A 26,691-nucleotide genomic window follows, 5' to 3' on the forward strand; every position below is an offset into this window, starting at 1 on the left:
AAAGTATCAGTATAAAGCGTAATAAGCCCAATTATTTTCAAATGCACGACGATTTTCAGGGCGATTATTAACACATATGTCATCCTCTTCTACTTTTGGTGAAGACTGAACCTCCATTTTGACAGGTACAGCTGGATACTCTGTTTTTGGATCTAGAGGATTGGGTGTATTGGAAAGGACAACTAACAGATCCATATCCGTTCTCAAGGTCACGGTAGCACCTTTTGGACAATGATTTTTTTGGAATGTTAATTGACCATTTTCATCTGTAGCTATTTTAGAAAATAAATTGACTACTGGTACTAAATCACGTGCCCCTAAGCCATTTCGTGCAAGCTCGGTAATCAAGTTTTCTCGCCCACTTCGAAACCACTCATTTCGCTGGATTTGATAGGTGGTTACTCCATATTTAGCATCCGTTTTCTCACGGGTTGTACATCCAGCGATCGGATCATGCCAGCCAACACTGTCTTCTACAATACTTGCCAACACTCGGCCATTATCACTTAAAAGAACATGACCTTTTGTTAAATGGCTTGTAAACTGAGACTTTAGAGTGTCAGACATAACATAGCGCTCAGTTAAGTCCCTCGCGTTATAAAAAAGAATTGATACATTCGCACCTTCCTCAAGTGCAGTAAAACGAATAATCTTCCCTCGTTTAATAAACCCTGACCATTTTCCACCTGGAGAAAGAATGGTCGACCAAACGTGTGTCATCCTCTATTCCCTCCTTTTGACCCGCACCATCAATGCTTTAGTAGTGTAATGATATGTTTCTTTAGTTTCATAAATCGGTCCACTTCAACTAGTTCACCATTTTTAAATAGTTGAAGATCTGCATTAATTTCTTCTTTAATTTTTCCCGGGCGAGCGTCCATTACGTAAATTCGTTGGGAGAGAAAGATAGATTCATCAATGTCGTGGGTAATGAAGACAATGGTTGTTTTTTCTTTTTTCCAAATATCTAATAGCAATTGCTGCATTGACTGCTTCGTTTGTGCATCGAGCGCCCCGAACGGTTCATCCATCAACAATACCTCTGGGCTATTTGCTAACGAACGGGCAATGGCAACACGCTGCTTCATACCACCTGATAATTCTTTTCCATAAGAATTGGCAAACCGCTCAAGACCAACAAGTTCTAAGTATTTATCGGAAATGTCTTTCCGTTCCTTTGCACTAATACCTTTTAACTTCAAACCAAATTCAATATTCTCACGAACGGTCAACCATGGAAAAAGGGTATAAGATTGGAAGACCATCCCCCGCTTGACGCTTGGACCTTGTACTTCCTCACCCGATACTTTGACTGACCCAGACGTCGCTTCTTCTAGACCAGCTAATATACGAAGAATCGTTGATTTCCCACAGCCAGATGGTCCCAAAATGGAAACAAACTCCTCATTTTTCACATATAATGAAACATCCTCCAAAGCTTGGAACGTACTGTTTTTCGTTTCGTAGATTTTTGATAATCCATTGATTTCAATTTCGATATCAACCGGGTCAACTACCACTTTTGGCTGTACAATAGTAACCATTTAATTCCCACCTTCCACCCAAGGAAATAACTTTTTATTCGCAATCGCAAATGCTCTATCAATGATTAGCCCTAGTAAACCAATGACAATAATCCCCACAAAGATAGACTCTGTATCTAGGAATCTCTGTGCCTTCATGATAAAATAGCCAAGTCCATTATTCGCTGCCACCAGCTCAGCAACGACTAAATATGTCCAAGCCCACCCCATAATCAGACGTAGGGTTGTCATGAGTTTTGGTAGTAACGCGGGAATGATGACTTTAAAAATCACCTGCTTTCGGTTCGCACCAAGTGTATAAGATGCGTAAAGCAAATCTTTGCTAATACGATTTGTATCATCGGCCACCATCAAGATGAGCTGAAAGAAACAACCAATAAAGATAACCAAAATCTTAGCTGTCTCTCCAATTCCTGCCCATACCATGATAAGAGGAATAAAGGCTGCTGCAGGCATATATCGAATAAACTCTGACATTGGTAAAATAAATGATTCTGCGAATTTAAAGGTTCCGGCCAATATTCCAAGCGGAATACCAATCACACAAGCAAGTAAAAATCCCATAAATACGCGATACACACTTATTCCAATATGCTCCCAAAACTCTGGGCTTCCAAAAGAATGTGCTAACGAAAATACCACTGCATTTGGAGTTGGGAGGAAGACTTCATCAACTATGTTAATAAAACTAAAGCCACCCCAGAAAAGGAAGAGTAATAAAAAGGTAATACATACTCCTAACAAATACCATTTTTTCGGTACTTCTTCACGTATAGAAGTTAAGCTTCTAATTGTTCTATTTTTTGGTAGATTCATTTCACTCATCCTTTCTATTCTTATTATTTTGAAACATTTTCAACAAAGGAAGAATCAACAAAATCGGAGAAGTCAGGTATTTCATCTACATAGTCCTGTCTCTTTAAGAACTCTGCATTTTTTTCTGCTGTATAATAGAATGAATCATAACTGTTTCCTTCTTTAAAAGATGCAAGGTTATCTTCAGGAGTAAACATTTTGAACCCTTTAAATCCTTCTGTTAACTCTTCACTAGTAATACCAGCCTCTTTGGCAATAATGTCAATTGATTCTTCCGGGTTCTTTTCCAAGTAGTCAACTGCATCAAACCAAGCATTTACAATCTTTTGTAACTCTTCTTTCTTCTCTTTCGTAACCTCTTCTCGAACAACAAACACATCAGATACTAACCCAGGATAATCAGCAGAAGTAACCAGTTTATGTGTTCCTTCCTTGGCAACTGCTTTGCTTAAGAATGGCTCCCAAAGTCCAGCTGCATCAATATTTCCTGATAGGAAAGCATTCCCTGCATCAGGTACAGTCAGGTTTGTGAATTTCACATCAGATTCCTTCATACCTGCATCTTCAAGAGCTGTAAGTAGGAAGAAATGTTCAATCGTTCCTAGTTCAGTACCAACAGACCTTCCTTTTAAATCTTCAACCGATTGAATATCGTTTGTCGCAACAATTCCATCGCCACCGATTGAATTATCCGTAATAAAAATTGTTTTTAAATCAATTCCTTTGTCTAAAGGTGGAATTGCATCTAACAAAGCTTGAGTATTTCCATCAATTTTCCCGGTATTTAAGGCAGATAAAGAGTCCGCATAGACTGGGAACCAGACTAATTCAACATCAACACCATACTTTTCAAAGAATCCCTTTTGATCGACGAGATGCCATAAGTACCAGCTAGGTAGAGCACTAAAACCAATTTTAACGGTATTGCCACTGGATTCACTTCCAGAGGTTTCTTTTGTTGAACTTCCACAAGCACTTAAGAACATTGTTCCAACCAATACGACTGCTAAAAATACATGCTTCATTTTTCTCATTCTCTTCACCTCATTGTTAGATTTTGTTTTTGAAAAAATAAAAGAAGGATAAAAGAATGAGAGAATGAATCTCCCAGGCTTTTATCCTTCCGTGTATATAGAAAAAATTTCTATACGCTCTCTCTTGGACCAGACTTGATTTTAGTGTAAATACCCAGATAAGGGTGGATCATACACAAAACCAACGGAACCCTAGACAGCTTTTTGCTCTCACCGATACTGCTTAGAGAGCCTTTATGTAATTTTGATGATCTAAGTTGGTTTAAGTATATATGGATTACAAAACTCCCCCAACACTCGTGTTACATTTTCTAACACAGTTTTTATTTTCCACCAAATTCACATAAAAGAAGCACTTCATATGCGCGGTACTTCTCTTATTGGCTAGAGTACCTTTTTTACAAACTCATTAGAAAAAAAATAACCGTACTTCAAGCTCGAAGTAGGTTATCTTCAGATTATTGTTTTACTAAACAGTTATTCAGGCATACCTATTTTTCTTAAAGGATAAATCTGTAATTTCACTTCTCCTATTAAAGAAGAAACAGGGATTGGGCCAAAAAATCGACTATCCTTACTATGTAGCCGGTTATCTCCCATAACAAATAACGCTCCCTCAGGCACGACTGATTTCCCTGTTAATTCCTCAAGTGTAAAGTCTCCTGTCAATTTATCGAATAAAAGATCTTTTTTTATATTCTCTAAATACGGTTCTTCCATTGGGTTCCCATTGATATAAAGGGTATCATCTTTTACTTCTACCTGATCTCCAGGCAATCCAATTACCCTTTTAATATACCGCTCATCTGAATCTGGTGCATTAAATACTATTAGGTCAAATCGTTGAATATCCGATACTTTACTTAACAACAGCCGGTCATGCTCTTGAAAGGTTGGTAACATAGATTCCCCATAAACGATAGCAGGTGAGAATAGGAAGTGACGACAAATAAAAGCAACAATAAATGCAAACACAATTGATTTAAACCACGAATAAACTTCCTTTTTTGTAGTATCACTCACATCGATTTTCCTCCTTTATTTGAATAATTATATCATTGCTTACTAGGTTATATTAATTTCCCCTTATTTCGACCGCTTATCTATACCATATCACATTCCAATTGGAAACTTTTTCTTAAATGCTTAAATATGTTAAAATTTTGATAATTCAAACAAGGGAGAGTTGGGAATGGAGAACGTTTCACATCAAACGGATCAATGGAATGCGAACTTATACGATGAAAATCACTCATTTGTCTCGAAATACGGGAATAGTCTCATTGAATTGTTAGCACCCCGCAAAGGAGAGCGAATCCTTGATTTAGGATGCGGAACCGGTGATTTGGCGAAAAGATTATTTGAACAAGGGGCCCGAGTGATAGGGGTAGATAAATCAAATAATATGATTGCACAAGCATTAGAAAAATATCCTGAAATACCATTTGTCGTCCAAGATGCAACAGAACTACTTTATACAAATGAATTTGATGCTGTTTTTTCTAATGCTACTCTTCATTGGGTAACACAACCTAAGCAAGCTTTAGAATGTATATACAAAAGCTTAAAACAAGGCGGAAGATTCGTAGCAGAATTTGGTGGTAAAGGGAATGTACAAACTATCATTGATGAAATCAGCCATCAATTAGGAAAAGATATCCATAGAACTGATTTCCCTTGGTATTATCCAAGTATTGGTGAATATTCTTCGTTAATGGAGGAAGTAGGTTTTAGAGTTACTTTTGCCCAACACTATGACAGACCTACTCCACTAGAAGGGCCGAACGGTTTAAAGAACTGGATTAAGATGTTCGCACTGAGTTTTTTTCGTGGATTAGATGAGGAGGAGCAAGAGGAAATTATCAATAAGGTTGAACATCAACTAAAATCCAGCTTATTTCACAATAATCAATGGATTTTGGATTATAAAAGAATTCGTGTCATTGCCGTCAAGGATTAATAAAAGGCATCAAGATGAGAGTCCATCTTGATGCCTTTCGATTTTTTATTGTTTAACTTCTTCCCAATAATATTGTATGGCTTCCTTTCGAACAACTTCCGGGCAGTCAACCTCATTGTCCCAATGATCGTAGTTATTCTCACCATTCACATGTTGGATATCTACACTGTAGTATTTATCTTTATATTTAAAAATGATAACGACCATTTCTGAGTAACCAGCATCATCATTTCCAAGTTCTTGGACAAATTCTAATCCATAGGCGTCGTGGTTTTTTCGTTCAACAACAGAATCAAGTATTACATCTTTAGGAAACTTCATCTTTCTCTTCTCTTCCCTTCCATTTTATAAGCGTATTTTACTACGGTTATAAGGAAAAAGAAACATGATTTAACAAAAGGATTATGACAATTTTTTGAGCTTTTATAAATACCATTTTTATACATTTCACTTTGTTTCCAATGTCCATTTTTTGTATAGGTAAGAAGAACTTTTTGTTAACCTAAAAAATATTTAGTTGACAAAAAACACTCTGAAAATTTATTCTTTACTTATATAAAAAAATAAAGGGGATATTTTTATGAAGTTAAAAACAATTGAACTTACATTAGCCGCAATGTTTGTTGCATTAATGGCTGTAGGTGCAAACATTACCTCATTTGTTCCATTTTTGGTGGTAGGTGGAGTTCCAATTACGCTACAAACTTTTTTTGCTATTTTAGCAGGTTTGATTCTTGGTAGTCGTTTAGGAACGATTTCCATGACGGTTTATGCACTTGTAGGATTAGTGGGCGTTCCTGTTTTCGCCAAATTCGGAGCTGGTTTCTCCACTCTCTTGAGTCCTACCTTTGGATTTATCGTTTCATATGTGATTGCTGTTTTTGTAGTAGGAAAAATCGTAGAAAAGAACCGATCACTTTCTGGCTTCATCACAGCTGCTATGGTCGGACTTGTTATTAATTATATATTCGGAACAAATTGGATGTATGGCGCATACAAACTTTGGGCGGCAGCCCCTGAAGGCTTCACTTACCAAATGGCTTGGTCTTGGATGGTCGTCCCAATGCCAAAAGATATTATTCTTACAGTTCTAGCTGGAATTCTTGCTTTTAGACTAGAAAAAACTGTTTTATCAAAGGGTAGCTTCAAACATTTAAAAAGAACTGCTTAATAGCGGAAAGAGAGGATACATGGTGAATAACTGGAAAAAACTTGCTCTTGATGTATTAAATGGCCACGAGATCACGAATGATGAGGCGTTAAGTATCCTTACTTGTCCTGACAATGAGCTGCTTGAGATCCTTCAGGCAGCTTATGTGATACGAAGTCATTATTACGGCAACAAAGTAAAGCTTAACATGATCATCAACACCAAATCAGGACTATGTCCAGAAAATTGTGGTTACTGTGCCCAGTCCAGCATCTCAAGCGCACCTATCCAAAAATACCGAATGATGGACAAGGAAACGATTCTACAAGGTGCCGAACGTGCCTACCATCTAAACGCCGGCACATACTGTATTGTTGCAAGTGGCAGAGGTCCAAGCGACAAAGAAGTGGATATTGTCACTTCTGCCGTCGAGGAGATAAAGGAAAAATACGGTCTAAAGGTTTGTGCTTGCCTGGGTCTTCTCAACCCACTACAGGCAAAACGATTAAAGGACTCGGGAGTAGACAGATACAATCATAATATTAACACGTCAGAGAGTCACCATGAATCCATTACTACCTCCCATACATATGAAGACCGAGTAAACACAGTCGAGTTAGTAAAAAACGCAGGCATCTCTCCATGCTCTGGAGTCATTATTGGAATGAAGGAAACGAAACAAGATGTTATTGAAATGGCGAGAAGCCTAAAAGCATTGGATGCTGATTCTATCCCTGTTAATTTCCTTCATGCAATTGATGGTACACCCCTTCAAGGAGTAAATGAGTTAAATCCGCGTTATTGCTTAAAAGTTCTATGCTTAATGCGCTTTATTAATCCATCGAAGGAGATTCGGATTTCTGGTGGCCGAGAAGTTAATCTTCGGAGTCTTCAACCTCTCGGATTGTACCCAGCTAATTCTATTTTTGTGGGTGACTATTTAACCACAGCTGGGCAAGAAACAACGGCAGACCACAAAATGCTTCAAGATCTTGGATTTGAAATAGAATTTGCTAAGGAAGAAACCACAGCATAAAAAAAGGCGAGCATTCAATGCTTGCCTTTTTTTACACTTATATAAAGTTATATATTTATAGAATAAATGAAAGTTTCTCGATTCTTTATCATTGTTTCTTTTTCATATGACATTCCTATTCTCTCTGCTACTCGAATAGAAGGTGTATTTGGTTTATAAATCATCGAGATCAGCCTATGTAAATGTAACTGATGAAATCCAAACTCTTTAGCTGCATTAGCTGCCTCAGTCGCTAGACCCTGCCCCCAAAAGGATCGAGAAAATAAATAGCCAATTTCCATTTCTACCTTATCGTCCACCACTTGTGGTACAATCCCGCATTGACCAACAAACCTGCAACTGTCCTTTAATTCACAAATCCAGAGACCTGCCCCAATGGAGTTATAATTAGTAAGATTCCATCTAACCCAATTCTCCGCTTCTTCCTCTGTTTTGGTAGATAAATAGTATTTCATCGCTATAGGATCGGAGAATATCTCCATTAAATGAGGTACATCCGAAAAATTCATCTCACGTAATCGTAATCGATCTGTCTCTAGTACAAACATTATTTCTCCTCCTTCTGTTTTAAATGAGAATCCTTTATCTTCAAAAGGCGCAAACATTCAATAAAACGAACAATCTTAACAAAAAATTTTCATTAACTTCATGAAAACTCTTATATTAAGTCTTTGTAAGTATTACGGTATCGGTCTCTAGACTGTTCTTAGTCATGAACAAATTGTGTTAAGATACATCTTGTGTTTATATTAGTTTTTACCATGAGAGGAGAAATTTTACAATGTCTATTTTTACAAGATGGGCCTTTCGTAACAAAGCTGCTGTATCCATTCTTACGATCTTGGTCCTCGGCTTAGGGATCCTAAGCTACACAACATTACCTATGGAATTCTTTCCTGCAGCTGACCAGCCACAAGTTTCAGTCGTTGTGCTAGGTCAAGGATCAGACTCTGACACGATGGAAAAGCAAGTGACGAATCCAATGGAAACGGTACTCGAAGGAGTAAAAGGAAAAACGAATATCTATTCTACTACAGGAGACGGATATTCGAAGCTTGATATCTTTTACGACTCCAAAACCAATATGAAGGATGCGAAGCTAGAGGTACAAGATGCACTGAGCACGCTTACCCTTCCACCAAACGTGTCAAAACCAAATATTATTCAACTAAATACGAATATGATTCCAATCTCACAGATTTCAATTACGTTCGAGGACGGATTAACGGCTGAAAATGTAGAGTTTGCCAAAAAAGAAATTGTTCCCGTTTTAAAAGATATTGACGGTATTGCTAATATACAAACCATGGGAGAAGCGAATTCCTATGTATCTGTGAAAATAGATAATGCAAAGCTTGCTCAAACACAGGTTCCATTTCAAACCATCATGACCGTGTTACAAGGACAGAATTCATCGATGGCTGTAGGCGAGCAAACGATAGATGGTAAATCAAGTAATATTAAGGTTATTGGCAGTATCGATAGTCTGGAGGAGTTACAAAACCTACAAGTATCTCCAGGGGTAAGTTTAAAAGATATCGCAACGGTTAATAAACAAGAACCCAATGATACGTTGAACCACATTAATGGTGAAGATGGTCTTTTCCTAATAGTGACAAAGGATAGTGCATCTAATGCCGTATCTATCAGTAAAGAGCTCGATAAATCAATCAAGGAACTAAACGAGAAGTTTAGCCAATCGGAGACTACAGTGGTTTTAGACTTAACGGATATGGTTGAAAACTCTGTACACACAATGATGAAGGAAGTGTTACTAGGGGCATTGTTTGCAACGATTGTTATTATGCTTTTCCTAAGAAACATTCGCTCGACCTTTATTACAATTGTGTCTATCCCATTGTCCCTAGCCTTTACATTATTCCTCCTGTCACGCTCAGGAATTACACTTAATGTTCTAACTATAGGGGGAGTGGCAGTAGCTGTTGGCCGTCTAGTAGACGATAGTATCGTAGTGATCGAAAATATATTCCGCAAAATGCAAAAAGAAAAATTCTCAGTACCTTTAGTAATAGAGGCAACAAAAGAAGTAGGAACAGCCATCACATCGTCAACCTTAACAACCGTGGCAGTATTTCTACCAATCGGTCTTGTAAGTGGCTCACTTCAGGATATAATGCTTCCATTTGCATTAACGATTACCTATTCTCTGCTCGCTTCATTAGTAGTAGCTTTAACCGTTGTCCCACTCATGAGCGCAGGACTGCTGAAAAATACAAAGCTACCTGAACATAAGCCAGCGGTAAGATTCATTAAGCTAGTAACTTGGTCACTCAATCATAAATGGGCAGTCCTTCTCCTAGCACTATTTGTTTTTGCTGGATCGATTGTAACCTACGTAACGCTGCCGAAAGGTGCCATTGATAACTCAAGCTCCGATTTCATCGTGGCCAATCTAACGTACCCGAATAATACTCCTATTGACGAGGTAAAGGAAGGCTCCCTCAAACTAGAGGAGTTCATTCTTAAGCAAGAAGAGGTTGAACATAACTTTACTCAAATGGGGAATTCTGCTGAAGCTGCTCAATACGGAGATGTAAAATCACCAACAGCAACAAGCTTTTCTATTATTCTTAAAGATAAAAACGATACGGATCAAGTGATCAAACTGATTGAAGGTGAAAAAGAGAATTATAGCGATGCTGAGCTTACAGTTTCAGCTAGTTCGATGATGTCTGGCTCATCCTCCCAAATCACCATCGATGTGATGGGTGATTACTTATCTAATCTAGAAGAAACAGCTTTAATAGTGAAGGATGAGATTTCGGGTATTGATGGTGTTGAAAAAGTTTCTACCAATTTTGAAGAAAAGAAAACGGTCTTTTCACTTGAAGTGGACTCAAGTAAAGTAAACTCTGAACAAACAGCTCAAGCTGTGGCTGCCATGCTGAATGCTATACCAATTGGCATGATACAACTAGATCAACAAGATACGCCTGTATTATTGGAACCAATGCTATCTCCAGCTACAGCTGATGAGATTAATGATATCCCTGTTATTACTCAAACTGGCTTAGTCCCTGTTTCTGAGGTTGCTTCGATTACGAAACGCGAAGAATCAACGAGTGTCTTCCATAAAGATGGGGACCAATATGTTCGAGTAACTGCAAATATTGATTCTGCACGCATTTCGGAAATCTCAAAAGAAATGAATGAAGCTATATTTGGTGTTCAGGGAAAGGGCGGAATCAAACTTCCTGATGATATAGAAATTTTTGTTGGAGGAGCTAGTGTTCAACAAGCGAATGACTTCTCTGATTTATTTATGACAATGATTGTTTCCATCGGAGCTGTTTTCTTAATCATGGTGATTACTTTCAAAACAGTAAGAGCTCCTATCGCTATTCTATTCTCACTTCCACTTGCAGCGATTGGTGCTGTGCTTGGACTAGTGATTAGCAGAATTCCTGTGGATGTAACGGCTCTATTGGGTGCCCTTATGCTGATTGGTATCGTCGTGACGAATGCAATTGTATTGTTAGACCGTATTAAACAAAACGAACAAAAAATGATCATTCGGGAAGCGATTGTGGAGGCAACTGCAACGAGAATGCGTCCGATTTTAATGACAGCTGTTGCAACCATTTGTGCTATGCTCCCACTTTTGTTTAAAAAAGCAGAGACAGGTGCCCTTGTGTCACAAAGCTTAGCTGTTGTTGTTATTGGTGGATTAGCAGCAGCAACCCTACTTACTCTTGTTGTCATACCAGTGATTTATGAGCTTTTACATTTCAAAAAGTCTAAGAAACAACGAACACAATTAGCAAACGAACAAAGTATGGAAGCATAAAACAAAGCCAGTCACCGGAACTTGTGACTGGCTCTTTTCCTTATTGCTGACCTTTTTGCATAGACGAATCTTTTTCAAACAAAACAAGCAATGCTGGTAATAAAATCCCTCGTATTAAGAAGGTGTCTAATAAAATCCCGACCGCAACAATAAAGCCAAATACAAATAATAGTTGAATCGGTTGAGTCATTAACACGGCAAAGGTAGCAGCAAGAATGATTCCTGCTGAAGAGATGACACCACCAGTATTGGCTACAGCAATTTCAACTGCTTTCTTGACTGGGTGAATTTTTCTTTCTTCCATAAACCTTGAAATAAGAATGATATTATAATCAATTCCTAACGCCACTAAGAAGACGAAGGAGTAAAGTGGGACGCGGTTACTAACTGTATCAATATCAAAAAATAGGTTTGTCAGGAACATCCCTAGCCCAACAGCTGCCAGGAACGATAATAAAATGGTCCCCATCATATATAAAGGTAGCTTGAACGACTTTGTCATTACAATGAGCATAGCAAAGATGAGAATAGACTCTAACAGAACAATTACGATGAGATCTCTGTTATTCGTTGCACGATCATCAATTCGATTCGCTGTTTCGCCAGCGAAGTAAAGCTCACCCTCAAGACCTGCATCCTTTACAATTTGCTGCGAATTGTCTCTTGTTTTCTCCAACGCATCCATCGTTTCACTATCATATGGACTTTCTGTATAGGTAAGCGAAAATTGAACAACTTTTTGGTCATCTGTTACACCACTTGGACGAACACTGCTAACAAGGGGTTGTTTCTGTAGCTCTTTCATGATTGCATCCTGTTGCTCCATCGTGACTTGCTCAGAAGCTTCTAACAAGACAGTCGTGGGAGCTAAATCTCCCTTTTCAAACTTTTCTTCTAAGATTTCATACCCTATCCTAGATGGCATATCCTCTGGAAAGGACTTCATTGTATCAAACTCGTACTTCAGATTGAACATATTTAATGCCGATATCACCAAGATAATCCCAATCGCTACAGTTGAAACAACTGGCTTCTTCACTACACTTCGACCAATTTTACTCCAGAAAGAATTTGCTTTAACTGATTCCTCCCCAACTTTAGGAATCTTAGGCCAGAACGATTTTCTTCCGAATAGTGTAAAAAGGGCAGGAACTAATGTGACCGAAGCTAACATAATAATAAGCATTGCTGTTGCAAAAATAGGTGCAAAATTTCGGTAATCTCCAAATTCTGCGAAGAATAATACCAACATCGCAGCAAGGACTGTACCACCAGAGAAGAATACTGGTAATCCCGTCTCCCTCATTGCTTCTTTCATGGCTTCATGCTTACTATCGTATGTTTTCAACTCCTCACGATAGCGAGAAAAGACAAATAATGAATAATCAATGACTGCTGCAAATAATAAAATCGTCATGATCGAAAATGTTTGGTTGTTAATAAGTAAACCCGCTTTCCCCATTAGACCAAGCACTTGATTCACCACTTCATATACAAATGCGGCAGCAAGAAGTGGGATTAAAGCAAGTAGAGGTGACCGGTAGATCACTATTAACAATACAAGGATAAGGCCAACAGTTGATAAAAGGAGCACAACATCTGCTCGCGAGAACAAATCAAGAGCGTCTACAGCAATACCACCAGGTCCGGTTATCGTTAACGTTAAATCCGTAGATTCCTCAGCAATCTCCATCATCTTTTCTTGAGAGGTCCGCATCTCTTTCGCTTCAAAGGCAGCCTCAAAAGTAACTGGCAGGATGACTGTACTTCTATCTTTGGAAAAGAAGCTTTCTGTGGCTTGTGGTGGCAAAGTGGTTATTGGAACAATTTCCTTAACTCCCTCTACCTTTTGAACCTCCTTGATAAATGACTCTAATTCAGATACATTCACTATCTTGTAGTCGCTTGATTGAAAAACGAGAATCGCCGGAGTTCCGTCATTGTCTTTAAAATATTGATCAAGTTTATTTTGAGCAATAACTGACTTTGCATCACTAGGTAATGAAGTAATATTGGATGATTCGTAATCTTTCGCACTCGGTGCAAGTATGGCAAGAAGGACTGTTACTATGACCCAAACACCTAACGTAACCCATGTTCCTTTTCGGGTGGAAACTCCGTCAGTAATTCTCTTGAGTATTGATTTCATGCTTTTCTCCCCTTAATTAAAATTTATAGTGACACAAGTGTAACTTTGAGTAAAAATAAAAACACAATTGCCACCCTTATTATCAAGCGTAAGTGACAGTTGTGTCAATTATGAATGTGCAAACATTCCTTTACTAATGATTTCCTTGATTGAATCCACCCAAACCGACTTTGGTAAACCAAAATGATTTGGAATGGCTATGGATTGAAATATCAATCCGAGCATGACACTATCAGGAATATGTTCCTTCAGTTTACCTTCCCTTTTCCCAAATGAAATAAAGTTTTGCAGATAGCGATACATTTCTAGTGGAAGCTTTTCTAACTGTTCTTTATTTTCTTTTGCTTTTTCATTTGAACTAGATCCCATTTGTTGGACAACCGTAATGAGTTGATGAACTTCTGCTTTATCAAAAATAAGCTTCATTAAGAAATCAAACCGGGCTTCAAAGTCTCCCTGATTTTCTATCTGAGCTAAATCTCCAATAAATAACTGCATTTCATACAGCATAAAATCCGTAATTAACTCATCTTTGTTTTCGTAATATTTATATAAGGCTCCTCTTGAAACATCCAGTTGCTCTGCTAACAGGCCAAAATGGAATCCTTCATATCCATGTTGAAGAAGCATTTTCTTTACTAACTGAAACAGTTCTTCATTGGAAAATTTCCGTTCACGTGCCATAAGCTTTCACCTCTTCACTAATTATAATGAAACCTTATGGAGGAAAAAAGGATTTCTTTTCTTTGTGTACAGTTTGTGGGGCATCGATAACGACTAATTAAAACTTATTTATCTCAAGGTCATTCTCATCATTTTTAAAAATCTCTTTGTTTTCATCTTCCTCAGAAAAGGGAGCAAACCCTGGAGGTGTTTCCGAAAGTTCCCCATCCTTTTCCCCTTCACCTGACTGAATAAAAGGCAAAAGGTCTTGAATCAAATTTGAGCCTTGAGCAATAAACTGCTTCCCTTTATTCATCACATCATCAGGAGAATGTCCAAGAAAAACAACCATTACTAGTCCAATGACAACAAATGGAAGTACCATTCGAAATACAGAGCGAACGATTGAAACGATTATAAATATAAAGACTACACCAATGATAAAAGTCACTAATTGATTATTGGAATGGAAAAGCTCTTGCAAAAGCTCGATCATTAAGACACCTCTTTGAAGAATATACTACTATCTTTATGAACGAACCGAATCGCTTTTAAACATAGATTGTTTGACTTACTATTTCTGAAGGTATAACTTCTCTAAGTCATCTACCTCTGTTCAATTCTTTAGTATAAAACATATGATGCTGTTATCATCATGCAAGTTCCAATCCACAAAAATATCCGCGACTGGATGGCTAAAGATTTCTTCAAAATGTCCATTATGATGCAAAAATGATTTTTCTAATTCATCTTTTGTAACAAGTAGAGTTTGCTCATAGCCTTTGTCAATTAAAGACTTTTCAATTTCAACCAAAATTCCCTTTCTCTTGACCAAATACACCCTTGGCGTGATAAAAAACGCTTCTGTATTTTCCGGTTTTTTCTGTACGATAATGCTTATTCGGTCTACCTCATCGATTAGATTTTTAAAGATAGGATTTTCTTCACTTTTTGCAACTGCCCCTGTTACATTACTCTCAAATTCAATTGTGATCATACCTGTATTTTGATTATAATTCCAATCATGATAAGCTGATTTTACATCAGCCCCAAATTCGATTTCGAGCATTCCCTTCAGTTGAGTTAAAATTTTATCCATGACTATTGTGCGGGACATGTCTATCTTGTCTGAGTTTCCACTTTCAAGCAATACAGATTCCATTGGGGAAAGAAACCTTCTTATGTAAAGAACAAGATATGGACCGTTAGCAAATGCAAAGCAAGAGTCTGGACCACGTCCAAAATTCTTCCGTAACATCTTACTGGTTAAACTACTTATGCTCATGAGTTTTTCATGAAAGGGTTCAGTAGACATATTGGTTAACCTCACTTTCTTATTTAGCTATTAAATTTATTTAGGTAGAATTAGGTTGCCCAGTGCTTTTTTATTTTATCTTTTCATTCAAAACAAAAAGAAGTGGATACTTGCGTCCACTTCTTTCTTTGTAATAGTTAATTTATTCTACCAAAAATAAAAATTAGATAATTTTTATTTTCCACATAATCCCACATCATAAATATATCTTCAATGGAGCGATTCAATGCTTCTTCAATTATGTTCTTGTGTGTCATATATCCCTTTTTAACGTTTCTAGCTTGGGTAAGCAATAGCTCCATTTGTCCTCTTTCATAAATGAAGTTTTCAAGTGGTAGCAACACCCCTTTTGATTCAACAGCATAGCTATTAGTAGGGGAAGGGACGGTTCGTAAAGTAACTGGGATTTTATGAAACTGAGTACCAATTTTTCGAATCACCTTGTTCACTCCATCACTACCCTTTTCCTCTGTTTTTAAATCAAGGTTAACAGAATTAGAAACGAGAAGTAGCATACCTGAATTCGTATCATAATTCCAATCTTGATAAAAGGAATGGAATGGCATCCCTAATAACCTGGACGATTCTTGTAAGAGCTCGTCGGAAAGTGATCTAATGACAGAGGTTCGAAACTCTGTGATTAAATTATTTTGGTGATCATTATAAAGAATTTCTTCAGCAGGTGTCATAAAATTCCGTATATAAACGTATAGCTTGTTCCCCTTAAAAACAGTAAAACAGGTCTCTGGTCCTTTCCCGAATCCTCTCTTAAGCAGCTTGCTAAATGAACTACTGAGAGCATGCAAATCATCTTGCGTAGCCAGCATTCAAATCCCCCTTACATAAATAAAAAGGCCTAACTTCTCAAAAAAGAAGTTAGGCCACGGTTAAGACGACTATATAATAGTTTCTACCATTTACCATTTTAAATAAAAAGTCATAATAAAATTGTATATAAATGTATTATTCCTTATAAAACTAATGACAGCAAGACATTAGACAAGGATTATCATACCATTTTTCTCATCGGTTCACAAGATTTAATTCAAATTCCTAAGAGGTTCTCTCCAGGCATAAATCGTACTTTCACACATGTACCCTTAGAGTCGCTCTTAATATGAATTGTTCCTTTATGTTCCTTTATAATCTGTTGACTAACAAGCATCCCTAAGCCCGTTCCATTTTCCTTTGTAGTAAAAAATAGCTCCCCTACCCGATCAAGAACTTCCTTGGGTATTCCACTTCCTTCGTCAACAATTGACACCTCTATGCTCATGTCTGTTAATACTCCACCTTCAATACGAATATTTCCCCCATCCGGCATTGCCTCTATAGAATTTTTTATAAAATTAATAAACACTTGTTTTAATTGATTGTTATCGCATAAGAGGAATGGGTTTTCAAAATAAAAATTTCTCTGTAGCTGAATATTGTTTAATAGCGCATGTGGTTCCATTAGGGTCAGCACCTGATCAAGTAGTAACTGAATATTCACCTTTTCATACTTTTGCGTATTTGGCTTTGCTAGAACCATCAACTCTCTTAGGATAAGTTCTATTCTTTCGATCTCAGAATCAATAACTCCGTAATAAATTTCATTTCCTTCATACTCATCTTTTAATAGCTGTAGAAATCCCTTTATTGCTGTAATAGGATTACGAATCTCATGAGCTATACCAGCTGCTAAGTGTCCAGCAGTTGCACGCTTTTCTGACAATTGTGCTAACTGGTCGATGACATCATTACTATCTTTATTGTTGATAGACTGCTCGAGAATGATATATGAGCCTATCCATTGATCATTCAAGTAAATCGGCATGAGTGTTACGGTTACATCAGTAGTCTTGTCGCCCTTCCCCTTTACCCTTGATTCAAAGGTCATTCGTTTTCCCTGTGATTTTCCTTCATAAAAAGAGTGACCTTCATTTAATACCTCTGTATCGAATAGGTCTTTTAATCCTAGCCGCTGCAAATGATTGGTTGAATAACCAAAAAGGTCTTCACAAGGCTGGCTGGCATATTCAATATTTCCTTGAGAGCAGATTACCAAAAAGGTATCCTTGCTCTTTGAGAGGATAGAAAAGCCTTTTTTTATGTTGATATCTATGAATTCCTTCAATAGAATGCTTTTAGTTTCATCTCCAATATTAGCCATTGGGCAGGATACTCTCCTTTCTTATATATATTTTTGTAAACAACATATAAAAAGCCACCGTAAGCAATAGGAGAGATTCCTATTGCTTACGGTGGCTATAAAATCTAGCGTATATATCTAGAGTCCGTTAACCTACATTATTATTTTCCTACATTTATCATTCAATAGATCAAGGCGTTAATCCCTGTATCCAACATAAATACTATACTATTCTCTTCCATTTTACAATTCGTTTTTAGTACTTTCTTAAAGTTATTCAGTATGTTAATAACGTCTTATCAACAATCATCTTGCGAAGCATGTTAGTAAATTGTTCAAAATCCATATCTACCGAATTCTCTGAACCATACTGCCTCACACTAACCGATTGATTTTCCTCTTCACGATCACCTACTACTAACACATAAGGAATCTTTTTCATTTGTGCTTCTCTTATTTTATATCCTAGCTTCTCATCACGGAAATCAACCTCCACGCGAACTTCTTCCTTTTGAAGTAGCTGTTTTAATTTCTCCACATACTCGAGATGAACATCATTCGAAACTGGTATAACCTTGACTTGAACTGGTGCTAGCCATGCAGGAAAAGCTCCGCCAAAATGCTCTATTAAAATACCTAGGAAGCGATCAATAGATCCAAATACAGCTCGGTGAATAACAACAGGTCGGACCTTTTTGTTTTGTTCATCAATATAGGAAAGATCAAACTTTTCAGGCATTTGAAAATCGAGCTGAACTGTAGCACACTGATGGCTCCTTTTTAAAGAATCCTTTATGTGAATATCGATCTTAGGCCCATAAAATGCCCCGTCCCCTTCATTAACTTGAAAAGGTAGACCAAGTTTATTCAAAACATTTATCAAAGACCCTTCTGCTCGATCCCATAACGCCTTCTCCCCCATATAATCCTCCGGTCTTGTCGATAACTCGATGCTATAATCAAACCCAAATACTTTATATACATAGTCAATTAGTTGTAGAGCGGAAGAAATTTCATCTTCTATTTGCTCGGGTGTTACAAAGATATGTGCATCATCTTGGCAAAAGCTTCTTACCCGTAACAACCCATTTAGTGCACCACTAAATTCGTGCCGGTGCACCTGACCAAACTCCGCCATACGAATCGGAAGGTCACGATAAGATCGAAGCTTATCCTTAAATATCAGCATATGTCCTGGACAGTTCATCGGCTTTAAAGCAAAGCTTTGTTCATCCACTTCTGAGAAATACATATTGTCTTTATAGTGATCCCAATGACCAGATTGCTCCCATAGGCGCTGATTCATCATAAAAGGAGTTCGAACCTCTTTATAGTCAAAGGAATTTTGAATCTTCCTTAAAAATGTTTCCAGTTCATTTCGAATCAATTGTCCGTTAGTTAAGTAAAATGGCATTCCAGGTGCTTCTTCCGAAAACATGAACAGTTCAAGCTCACTTCCTAGCTTCCGATGATTACGCTTAGTAGCCTCCTCTAAAAAGTGGAAGTATTCATCGAGTTCTTCCTTTGAAGTAAAAGCAACCCCATACACACGTTGTAACATCTTATTATTGCTATCCCCTCGCCAGTAGGCCCCCGAAACATGAGTTAATTTAAACTCTCTTACATATCCAGTGGACGGTACATGTGGGCCACGACATAAATCATAGAACTCACCTTGACGATACACAGTTATTTTTTCTTCAGTTGGAATGGCCTCAAGCAATTCCTGCTTATAAGGGTCATGAGCAAAAACTCGCTTCGCTTCTTCTCGTGACCACTCTTCCCTTTCAATATTTAGGTTTTCAGCAACGATCTTTTTCATCTCTTTTTCAATTTTTACTAGGTCTTTTACTGTAATACTTTCTGGGATATCAACATCATAGTAAAATCCATTTTCAATCACTGGACCGATAGATAAATGGACATGATTATACAACCGTTTAATCGCTTGAGCTAACACATGGGCAGTTGAGTGTCTCATAATCTTAATACCCTCTTCTGAATTTCTTTCAAGCAATTGAATACTTGCATCGTTATAAATCTCTCTTTTAAGATCAAACATCATTCCGTTCACCATTCCGGCGATCACTTTCTTCCGCAAACTTGGGCTTATTCCCTGAGCGATTCCCTCTAAAGTTACACCTTCTTTATATCTTTTCATACTTCCATCAGGGAATTGAATATTTACTTCCATTAATATGGCCTCCTTTATAAAATAAAAAAACACACCTGTCCCTCAAACAAGGGACGAGTGTGTTTGTCTCGTGGTTCCACCCAACTTCCCACCTCTAAAAAATTAAGAGGCGGCTTCGTTTTGCTGTATCGTAGCAGCTACGGTATTGATTACTGTGACTTCACCAATACGGCTCCAAGGTGGTAAATGCAACTGCTGTGTTAGGAAGATTCCAGCCTTGTCTTCCCTCTCTGTTAACCTTTCAGTAGCACTCATGTCCTTTTCATTGCATGAATTATTTACTTAAAAAAAACAAAAAACACACCTATCCCTCTAACAAGGGACGAGTGTGTTTGTCTCGTGGTTCCACCCAACTTCCCACCTCTAAAAAATTAAGAGGCGGCTTCGTTTTGCTGTATCGTAGCAGCTACGGTATTGATTACTATGACTTCACCAATACAGCTCCAAGGTGGTAAATGCGACAGCTGCGTTAGGAAGATTCCAGCCTTTGTCTTCCCTCTCTGTTAACCGTACAGTAGCATTCATGTCCTTTTCATCGCAAAATAAATTGTAATTTATTAGATAATATATAGAATAATTTCCCTTTCGTCAACACTTTTTCAACATATTTTGTAAATTAATTGGAAAAAGTAAAGTCGAAACAATCATTTTTATTTGTAGGGAGACAACTATGCACTTACTATTATTTACCCTATTATTCTTGCTTGCCTACGGATTCGGCAATTGGCGAGAATGGTTGAGATATAACCACACTATTTTCTATGTAATCACATGCAATTTACTATATAACTTCTTTTGTCATGACAAATTGCTGTGGGAATATAAGCCGGATTATATCCTTAAGTCACACATTATCATTGATCTTTTATATACGTTTATTGCTTTGCCCGCAATTACACTTTTGTACTTATCATACTATCCGTTTGCTAAGCCATTGTTTAGACAAATCCGTTTTATTGGCCAATGGGTCATCTCCTCCATGGCAATCGAGTATGTTTTCTATAAATTCGACAGGCTTCTTTTACATAACAATTATTACTATTGGATGGATTTTTTCTTTTATCCAATCATGTATAGCATGATTCGATTACATTATTCACGCCCAATTTTAACCTATGTGTTATCAACGGGTATTATTAGCTTTATGTTGTGGTATTTTCATATTCCACTCAAATAATTACCTTCCCTTTTTATTAACTGAAATCCCCCTTACTCTTGATAATTCCATTCTCCCTTTTCAAATCTTTAAGGTTTTTTTAAGGTTTCCTCTTAATAATGAATTCATAACAATGTTTTCATATTGAGGAGGTAAAAGGTTTGAAGAAATGGATGTCTATTGGAGTTGTTGTGATTCTGTTAGCTGGAGGGGGCTTTTGGTTTTATAAAAGCAACCAAACAGTTGCTACTGCGGAAGCACAAGTCATGACTTCTACCGTACAAAGAGGAGATATTGAGGTACAAGTTAGTGGTTCTGGCACCGTTGCTTCCATTAATAGCAGCGACGTGACAGCAGGCTCTGGTGGAGAAGTAGACGAGGTTCTTGTTAGTGAGAATGATGTCGTCGAAGAAGGAACTGAGTTAGTTACTTTTACGGATGGAAGTGATCCGATTACTGCCCCACATGCCGGAACGGTTACCACCCTTGATGTGGAAGCTGGAGACAACCTACAGAACGGACAAGTTGTTGCACATGTGACCGATTATGTAACTCTTCAAACAGTGATTGGGGTAGATGAGTTAGATATTGCAAGTATTAAAGAAGGACAAGTAGCAAAAATCACTGCAAGTGCTTATCCTGATGAGACATTTACTGGTACGGTTACAAAGGTGTCTAAAGAAGGAACTTCTACAAATGGTGTTTCTAGCTTTGAGGTAACTGTCCAATTTGATGATCCAAAAGATCTCTTAATAGGAATGTCAACTGAAGTAAATATCACAACCGAGAGCAAACAAAGTGTTCTTTATGTTCCGATTGAAGCTGTAAAAATAAATGGTAATGAAAAATATGTAACTATCCAAGAGTCTGAGACGAGTGAAAATGAAGAAGCTGTAACAACCCAACAAGTTGTAGAAACAGGAATCAATGATGACCAAAATATTGAGATTGTTTCCGGACTAGAGGAAGGACAAATTATTCAATTAGCTATTACAATCTCTTCGAGCATTGACTCAGCTACCGATCGAGGTGCAATGAAAGATTTCTCTGGAACTGGCGGTGCAAGTGGCTTCCCAAGTGGTGGAATGGGCACACCTCCTACTGATAGAGCAGGAAGAGGCGGCGAGTAATATGAAAAAACCAGTCATTGAAATCAATCAAATGTCCAAATCATACGAACTGGGCGGCGAAACGGTTAAAGCACTACAAGAGGTCTCCCTTCAAATTAATGAAGGGGACTTCCTTTCTATCATTGGCCCATCTGGTTCAGGTAAATCTACGTTTATGAATATGATCGGATGCCTCGACAAACCAGACTCGGGTGAATATTTGCTTGACGGAAAAAAGGTCAATAATATGAAGGATCATGAGCTTGCAGCCATAAGGAATGTGAAAATTGGATTTATTTTTCAAAATTTTAATTTACTAAATAAATTAACAGCCCTTGAAAATGTCGAACTTCCTCTGGTATATAGAGGATTAACTGTAAAGGAACGTAGAGAAAAAGCAATTAATAGTCTGGAAAGAGTGGGCCTAGGTGAACGAATCCACCATATGCCAACACAACTTTCAGGTGGACAACAGCAAAGGGTTGCCATAGCAAGAGCCTTAGCAGGAGATCCTCCTGTACTTCTTGCTGACGAGCCTACTGGTGCACTTGACAGCAAAACTAGTAAAGAGTTATTGCAGATGTTAAAAGAATTAAACAAACGCGGACAGACGATTGTCATTATTACCCATGACTTAGAGGTTGCAAAGGAAACCAATCGCATCGTTCGAATCCATGATGGACAGCTTTACGAAAATGGAGGTGATTGGTTTGAACCTAGTCGAATCTATCAAAATGGCACTCAAGAGTATCAAGAGCAATAAAATCCGAGCCATTTTAACGATGTTAGGAATTATTATTGGGGTTGCCTCAGTTATCACACTTGTCGGGGTTGGACAAGGCTCCTCGCAGTCTGTAACGGATGAAATCGGAAGCTTAGGGACGAACCTGATTACCTTGAGTGTGAATGATACGGAATTAGTCCAATTGAAGGACGACCAAATTCTAGAATTCCAGGAATTGAACGTTATTTCAGAGGTGGCCCCTGTTGTTACTGGGCGCATAAATGCAAAAAATCAGGAAAACACTGCACAGGTGTCAATAACAGGTACAACCTCTTCTTACTTATCCGTTAGAAATTTAACACTGAGTCAAGGTCAATTCATTACCGATATGGATGATGAACTACGACAGAAGGTGGTCGTCCTTGGATCAACTACTGCAGACACTTTGTTTCCATATGAAAACCCAGTTGGACAGAGTGTACAAATTGAAGGTGTATCATTCCAAGTAGTGGGAGTCCTTGAGTCTGTTGGTACCTCTCTCGGTACGAATGGGGATAATGTTATTATCGCTCCCCTTTCAACCACCCAGAGAATAACTCAGAGTACAGCAATTGGAACAGTCTACTTTCAAGCTGAGAGCGAAGACTATGTAAATCGTGCCATGTTCCAAGTACAAGGTGTGATGACTACCCTTTTCCCGAATTCAAGTGACTATTATTCTGTATCAAGCCAAGAGGATTTAATGGAGACGATGACCTCTGTTTCCGATACAATGACCCTTATGCTTGGTGGCATAGCAAGCATCTCCTTGCTTGTAGGCGGTATCGGAATCATGAATATCATGCTCGTTTCAGTTTCTGAGCGAACGAAAGAAATCGGAATACGAAAAGCCATTGGAGCTAATCGTAGATCAATATTATTACAATTTTTAATAGAGGCAGTTGTCTTAAGTACACTCGGAGGTTTAATCGGAGTGGTAATTGGATTAGGAGTATCAAAGCTAATGGAAGTATTCTCTAGCATCACCATTTCTTACTCCCCATCCGTTACATTACTTGCTTTCTTATTTTCCCTATTAATAGGAGTCGTTTTTGGGGTGTTCCCAGCTAACAAAGCATCAAAACTAAATCCGATTCAAGCGCTTCGTCAGGAATAACTTATCACTGGCCGTGAATATCATGGCCAGATGATATTTTAAAAGAAACTACGAAATGAGGTGCAACATGCATATAAAAAAAGGGCTAAACGTAGCAATTGTTGGATCCATGATTACCTTCGCTACTTTTTCTGCTTCCCCTATTAATCACGTTAGTGCCGAGGAAAACATAACAGCAGAAAGCACAACACGATTATCAGCACTTGAAACTTCTGAGTTTGAGCTCGATCAAAGTTTTTCGAAAGATGTAACCACATACACAGCAACTGTTTCAAATGAGATAAATAGCATGAGTTTACTTCTGGACACTGAAATCGATGGCACCCTTTTAACGGTAAATGGAGAGGAAGTTACAAGCAAAGAACAGTTGATCTACTCACTTAATACAGGTGAAAATATTTTTACAATAACGCTCACAAATGGGAGTGAAGTAACTACATATACACTAACAATTTTTCGAGCATTAAATGAAAATAGCAACCTATCTAATCTTACTGTTTCTAGTGGAGGTCTTAATTTTTCACCTTCTATTACAAGTTACTCAGTCGATGTTGAAAATTCCATAAGCTCGATAACTATTAAACCTGAAACCTCAGTCGACACATCTACTGTTAAAGTGGGAGAGATTACTGTGGATCCAAAGAATGGCCATACCATTGAACTCCCAGTAGGTAAAACCACCGTGTCATTCGTTAGCATAGCAGAAAATGGAAATCAGTCTAAGTATACTGTTACGATCACAAGAGCGGCTATGGTAAACAGCTCTACTGATACTAATACGACTGACAATACAAAAACCAATACCAATCAAACTACAACAACTAAGGACCAACCGACTATTACCAATCTTGTTTCAACTGCACAAACGGTGTCTAGTTCTACTCGAACATCATCGACTGCTCAGGGAACTTTAACAAGTAGTTCAGGAGCACAAACGGAAACTCCAACTACTGCTAATCTATCAGCACTAACGGTTTCATCAGGAAAATGGAATAAAACCTTTGATTCAGATACCTACACATATCATATAGCTGTCGGTACAGACGTAACTAGTGTTACGATTGCGGCTACAACTGATGAAAGTGATGCAGAGGTTGAAATCGAAGGAAGCACGAGTACGACAGTTGCTCTACCGGATCAAGCAAAAACTGCGATCTCCGTAGCCGTTACAAACGGAGATGACCGTAAAACATATGTTTTAGTTTTTGATAAAGAGAGAGAAGAAGTAGAAACTACTGAAACCTCAAATACTGATGAAACTACCGAAGCTTCTGTATCAAAAACCACCGATTCTAATGTTGCTCAGTCAACCATGTCAGAAAATCAACAAGGACAATATAAACAAGCAATGCAAACGTCTGATCAATCAACAGAAAATTCAGGGTCATTTTGGGACTGGATAAAATCCCTATTTAATTTTTAATATTATTGTTTTAGGAGCGTGTACAAAATTATGCAAGTATCTTCCATTGCTTCAAGTTCTACAGCATATAATTCTATGAATCAATCAAGTACTTCCATTGCAGCATTAGAAAAGCAAAAGCAACAACTACAAAATCAAATGGAAAAAGTAAAAGCATCTAAAGAAGACGAGGACAAAAAGCAAAAAGAGATACAACAGCTTGAAAAACAAATCCAGCAAATCGAAACAGAAATTCAAAAACTCCAAGGAAATAATTCTAACTCAATTGTTCAACAAACATCTTCTTTTAGAACGCCACTGGAGGATACAGTTGAGATCAGCGAGGAGGCTCGGTTATTAAGTCAAGGGCTGTAGTTCATAAGCTATTCGTACTGGAATTCTAAGATATTACCTTGGGGGGTCCAAATCCAGTGGCTATTTAGACTGGACTTCAAGATATTACCTTGGGGTGTCCGAATCCAGTGGCTATTTGGACTGGACTTCCATGATATTACCTTGGGGTGTCCGAATCCAGCGGTTATTCGGACTGGAATTCCATGATATTACCTTGGGATGTCCGAATCCAATGGCTATTTGGACTGGACTTCCATGATATTACCTTGGGGGGTCCGAATCCAGCGGTTATTCGGACTGGAATTCCATGATATTACCTTGGGATGTCCGAATCCAGTGGCTATTTGGACTGGACTTCAATGATATTACCTTGGGGGGTCCGAATCCAGCGGTTATTCGGACTGGAATTCCATGATATTACCTTGGGATGTCCGAATCCAGTGGCTATTTGGACTGGACTTCAATGATATTACCTTGGGGGGTCCGAATCCAGCGGTTATTCGGACTGGAATTCCATGATATTACCTTGGGATGTCCGAATCCAGTGGCTATTTGGACTGGACTTCCATGATATTACCTTGGGGGGTCCGAATCCAGCGGTTATTCGGACTGGACTTCCATGATATTACCTTGGGATGTCCGAATCCAGTGGCTATTTGGACTGGACTTCCATGATATTACCTTGGGGTGTCCGAATCCAGCGGTTATTCGGACTGGACTTGATGGAATTTACCTTTGGAAACCGCACCCGATGCTTTAAGTTTAAGTGGTTTAATGCATTAAAAATGATTCGATTTGAAATTAAAATTGAAAACATATTTTAACTGTACAAACAAGTATTATCATAGTAAATAAGTGTGTCCTTTCGAATGCCAATTAAACTAAAAAAAGAAAATAGCGTGAGTCAAAATGATATGCTCCCGATAAAGTAGACAGATGAAATAATAAAAAATCTGTTTACTTTATTGGGGGTTTTTTTATGGCGAA

Annotated in this window: 24 protein-coding genes, 1 riboswitch and 1 other annotated feature; of the genes, 10 read left to right on the plus strand and 14 right to left on the minus strand. The window is 38.0% G+C overall.

All coding sequences use genetic code 11. The features are described 5' to 3' along the window. Positions 1 to 6 precede the first annotated feature (6 nt). The 5 genes from ACRX5O_RS22065 to lepB all read right to left on the minus strand — a co-directional run bounded on the left by ACRX5O_RS22065 (position 7) and on the right by lepB (position 4,417). Entirely contained in the window at positions 7 to 720 is a 714-nt protein-coding gene (locus ACRX5O_RS22065; protein WP_433907922.1) for an urea amidolyase associated protein UAAP1, read from the minus strand. Between the two features lie 29 nt (positions 721 to 749). Then, entirely contained in the window at positions 750 to 1,544 is a 795-nt protein-coding gene (locus ACRX5O_RS22070; protein WP_433907923.1) for an ABC transporter ATP-binding protein, read from the minus strand. Further along, positions 1,545 to 2,360 (minus strand): ABC transporter permease, encoded by an 816-nt coding sequence (locus ACRX5O_RS22075; RefSeq protein WP_433907924.1) that lies wholly within the window; start codon positions 2,358 to 2,360, stop codon positions 1,545 to 1,547. A 23-nt stretch (positions 2,361 to 2,383) separates the two neighbouring features. Then, a complete protein-coding gene (locus ACRX5O_RS22080) occupies positions 2,384 to 3,394 on the minus strand; it encodes an ABC transporter substrate-binding protein (RefSeq protein WP_433907925.1) in 1,011 nt (336 codons plus the stop codon). Positions 3,395 to 3,462: 68 nt separating this feature from the next. Further along, positions 3,463 to 3,601, minus strand: a riboswitch (guanidine-I (ykkC/yxkD leader). Between the two features lie 270 nt (positions 3,602 to 3,871). Beyond that, the gene (gene lepB / locus ACRX5O_RS22085; protein WP_433907926.1) at positions 3,872 to 4,417 is read right to left on the minus strand and encodes a signal peptidase I; all 546 of its coding nucleotides are present in this window, start codon (positions 4,415 to 4,417) and stop codon (positions 3,872 to 3,874) included. Between the two features lie 169 nt (positions 4,418 to 4,586). On the opposite strand from lepB, the gene ACRX5O_RS22090 reads away from it, so the two are divergent. Then, positions 4,587 to 5,354, plus strand: a complete 768-nt coding sequence (locus tag ACRX5O_RS22090; protein ID WP_433907927.1) for a class I SAM-dependent methyltransferase — start codon at positions 4,587 to 4,589, stop codon at positions 5,352 to 5,354. Positions 5,355 to 5,399: 45 nt separating this feature from the next. Here the strand turns inward: ACRX5O_RS22090 and ACRX5O_RS22095 are convergent, their stop codons facing one another. Next, entirely contained in the window at positions 5,400 to 5,675 is a 276-nt protein-coding gene (locus ACRX5O_RS22095) for a hypothetical protein (protein WP_433907928.1), read from the minus strand. 259 nt (positions 5,676 to 5,934) lie between these two features. On the opposite strand from ACRX5O_RS22095, the gene ACRX5O_RS22100 reads away from it, so the two are divergent. Both ACRX5O_RS22100 and bioB read left to right on the plus strand, forming a co-directional pair. After that, complete coding sequence (locus ACRX5O_RS22100; RefSeq protein ID WP_433907929.1) at positions 5,935 to 6,525, plus strand: biotin transporter BioY; 591 nt, start codon at positions 5,935 to 5,937, stop codon at positions 6,523 to 6,525. A 22-nt stretch (positions 6,526 to 6,547) separates the two neighbouring features. After that, positions 6,548 to 7,540 carry a biotin synthase BioB gene (gene bioB / locus ACRX5O_RS22105; RefSeq protein ID WP_433907930.1) on the plus strand — a complete coding sequence of 331 codons (993 nt, stop codon included), beginning with the start codon at positions 6,548 to 6,550 and terminating at the stop codon, positions 7,538 to 7,540. Between the two features lie 47 nt (positions 7,541 to 7,587). On the opposite strand, the gene ACRX5O_RS22110 is transcribed toward bioB, so the two are convergent. Then, positions 7,588 to 8,088 (minus strand): GNAT family N-acetyltransferase, encoded by a 501-nt coding sequence (locus ACRX5O_RS22110; RefSeq protein WP_433907931.1) that lies wholly within the window; start codon positions 8,086 to 8,088, stop codon positions 7,588 to 7,590. 233 nt (positions 8,089 to 8,321) lie between these two features. Here ACRX5O_RS22110 and ACRX5O_RS22115 point away from each other — a divergent pair, with 233 nt between their 5' ends. After that, positions 8,322 to 11,348, plus strand: coding sequence for an efflux RND transporter permease subunit (locus ACRX5O_RS22115; RefSeq protein ID WP_433907932.1), 3,027 nt, complete (start codon positions 8,322 to 8,324; stop codon positions 11,346 to 11,348). 40 nt (positions 11,349 to 11,388) lie between these two features. On the opposite strand, the gene ACRX5O_RS22120 is transcribed toward ACRX5O_RS22115, so the two are convergent. The 7 genes from ACRX5O_RS22120 to thrS all read right to left on the minus strand — a co-directional run bounded on the left by ACRX5O_RS22120 (position 11,389) and on the right by thrS (position 19,803). After that, the gene (locus tag ACRX5O_RS22120; protein WP_433907933.1) at positions 11,389 to 13,497 is read right to left on the minus strand and encodes an MMPL family transporter; all 2,109 of its coding nucleotides are present in this window, start codon (positions 13,495 to 13,497) and stop codon (positions 11,389 to 11,391) included. A gap of 108 nt (positions 13,498 to 13,605) precedes the next feature. Next, positions 13,606 to 14,181, minus strand: coding sequence for a TetR/AcrR family transcriptional regulator (locus tag ACRX5O_RS22125; RefSeq protein WP_119706961.1), 576 nt, complete (start codon positions 14,179 to 14,181; stop codon positions 13,606 to 13,608). A gap of 97 nt (positions 14,182 to 14,278) precedes the next feature. Beyond that, positions 14,279 to 14,656: a hypothetical protein gene (locus tag ACRX5O_RS22130; protein ID WP_433907934.1), complete on the minus strand. Its 378-nt coding sequence runs from the start codon at positions 14,654 to 14,656 to the stop codon at positions 14,279 to 14,281. A gap of 120 nt (positions 14,657 to 14,776) precedes the next feature. Further along, the gene (locus tag ACRX5O_RS22135; protein WP_433907935.1) at positions 14,777 to 15,475 is read right to left on the minus strand and encodes a Na-translocating system protein MpsC family protein; all 699 of its coding nucleotides are present in this window, start codon (positions 15,473 to 15,475) and stop codon (positions 14,777 to 14,779) included. A gap of 137 nt (positions 15,476 to 15,612) precedes the next feature. Next, on the minus strand, positions 15,613 to 16,302 hold the full coding sequence (locus tag ACRX5O_RS22140; protein WP_433907936.1) for a Na-translocating system protein MpsC family protein: 690 nt from the start codon (positions 16,300 to 16,302) through the stop codon (positions 15,613 to 15,615). A gap of 218 nt (positions 16,303 to 16,520) precedes the next feature. Then, on the minus strand, positions 16,521 to 17,630 hold the full coding sequence (locus ACRX5O_RS22145) for an ATP-binding protein (RefSeq protein WP_433907937.1): 1,110 nt from the start codon (positions 17,628 to 17,630) through the stop codon (positions 16,521 to 16,523). 256 nt (positions 17,631 to 17,886) lie between these two features. Beyond that, on the minus strand, positions 17,887 to 19,803 hold the full coding sequence (gene thrS, locus ACRX5O_RS22150) for a threonine--tRNA ligase (RefSeq protein WP_433907938.1): 1,917 nt from the start codon (positions 19,801 to 19,803) through the stop codon (positions 17,887 to 17,889). A 46-nt stretch (positions 19,804 to 19,849) separates the two neighbouring features. Next, positions 19,850 to 20,078 (minus strand) — a binding site (T-box leader). Between the two features lie 395 nt (positions 20,079 to 20,473). Here thrS and ACRX5O_RS22155 point away from each other — a divergent pair. From ACRX5O_RS22155 to ACRX5O_RS22180, 6 genes are all read left to right on the plus strand, one after another. Further along, positions 20,474 to 20,980: a CBO0543 family protein gene (locus ACRX5O_RS22155; RefSeq protein ID WP_433907939.1), complete on the plus strand. Its 507-nt coding sequence runs from the start codon at positions 20,474 to 20,476 to the stop codon at positions 20,978 to 20,980. A 140-nt stretch (positions 20,981 to 21,120) separates the two neighbouring features. Then, positions 21,121 to 22,089 carry an efflux RND transporter periplasmic adaptor subunit gene (locus ACRX5O_RS22160; protein WP_433907940.1) on the plus strand — a complete coding sequence of 323 codons (969 nt, stop codon included), beginning with the start codon at positions 21,121 to 21,123 and terminating at the stop codon, positions 22,087 to 22,089. A gap of 1 nt (position 22,090) precedes the next feature. Beyond that, positions 22,091 to 22,831, plus strand: a complete 741-nt coding sequence (locus ACRX5O_RS22165) for an ABC transporter ATP-binding protein (RefSeq protein WP_433907941.1) — start codon at positions 22,091 to 22,093, stop codon at positions 22,829 to 22,831. After that, complete coding sequence (locus ACRX5O_RS22170; RefSeq protein WP_433907944.1) at positions 22,770 to 23,948, plus strand: ABC transporter permease; 1,179 nt, start codon at positions 22,770 to 22,772, stop codon at positions 23,946 to 23,948. Before ACRX5O_RS22165 ends, ACRX5O_RS22170 begins: the two co-directional genes overlap by 62 nt. Before the next feature lie 67 nt (positions 23,949 to 24,015). Next, positions 24,016 to 25,371 carry a cadherin-like beta sandwich domain-containing protein gene (locus ACRX5O_RS22175; RefSeq protein ID WP_433907942.1) on the plus strand — a complete coding sequence of 452 codons (1,356 nt, stop codon included), beginning with the start codon at positions 24,016 to 24,018 and terminating at the stop codon, positions 25,369 to 25,371. Positions 25,372 to 25,389: 18 nt separating this feature from the next. Then, on the plus strand, positions 25,390 to 25,725 hold the full coding sequence (locus tag ACRX5O_RS22180; protein ID WP_433907943.1) for a FlxA-like family protein: 336 nt from the start codon (positions 25,390 to 25,392) through the stop codon (positions 25,723 to 25,725). Positions 25,726 to 26,691: the final 966 nt, after the last annotated feature.

It is taken from the genome of Robertmurraya mesotrionivorans (assembly GCF_050971805.1).
GTDB lineage: Bacteria > Bacillota > Bacilli > Bacillales > Cytobacillaceae > Robertmurraya_A.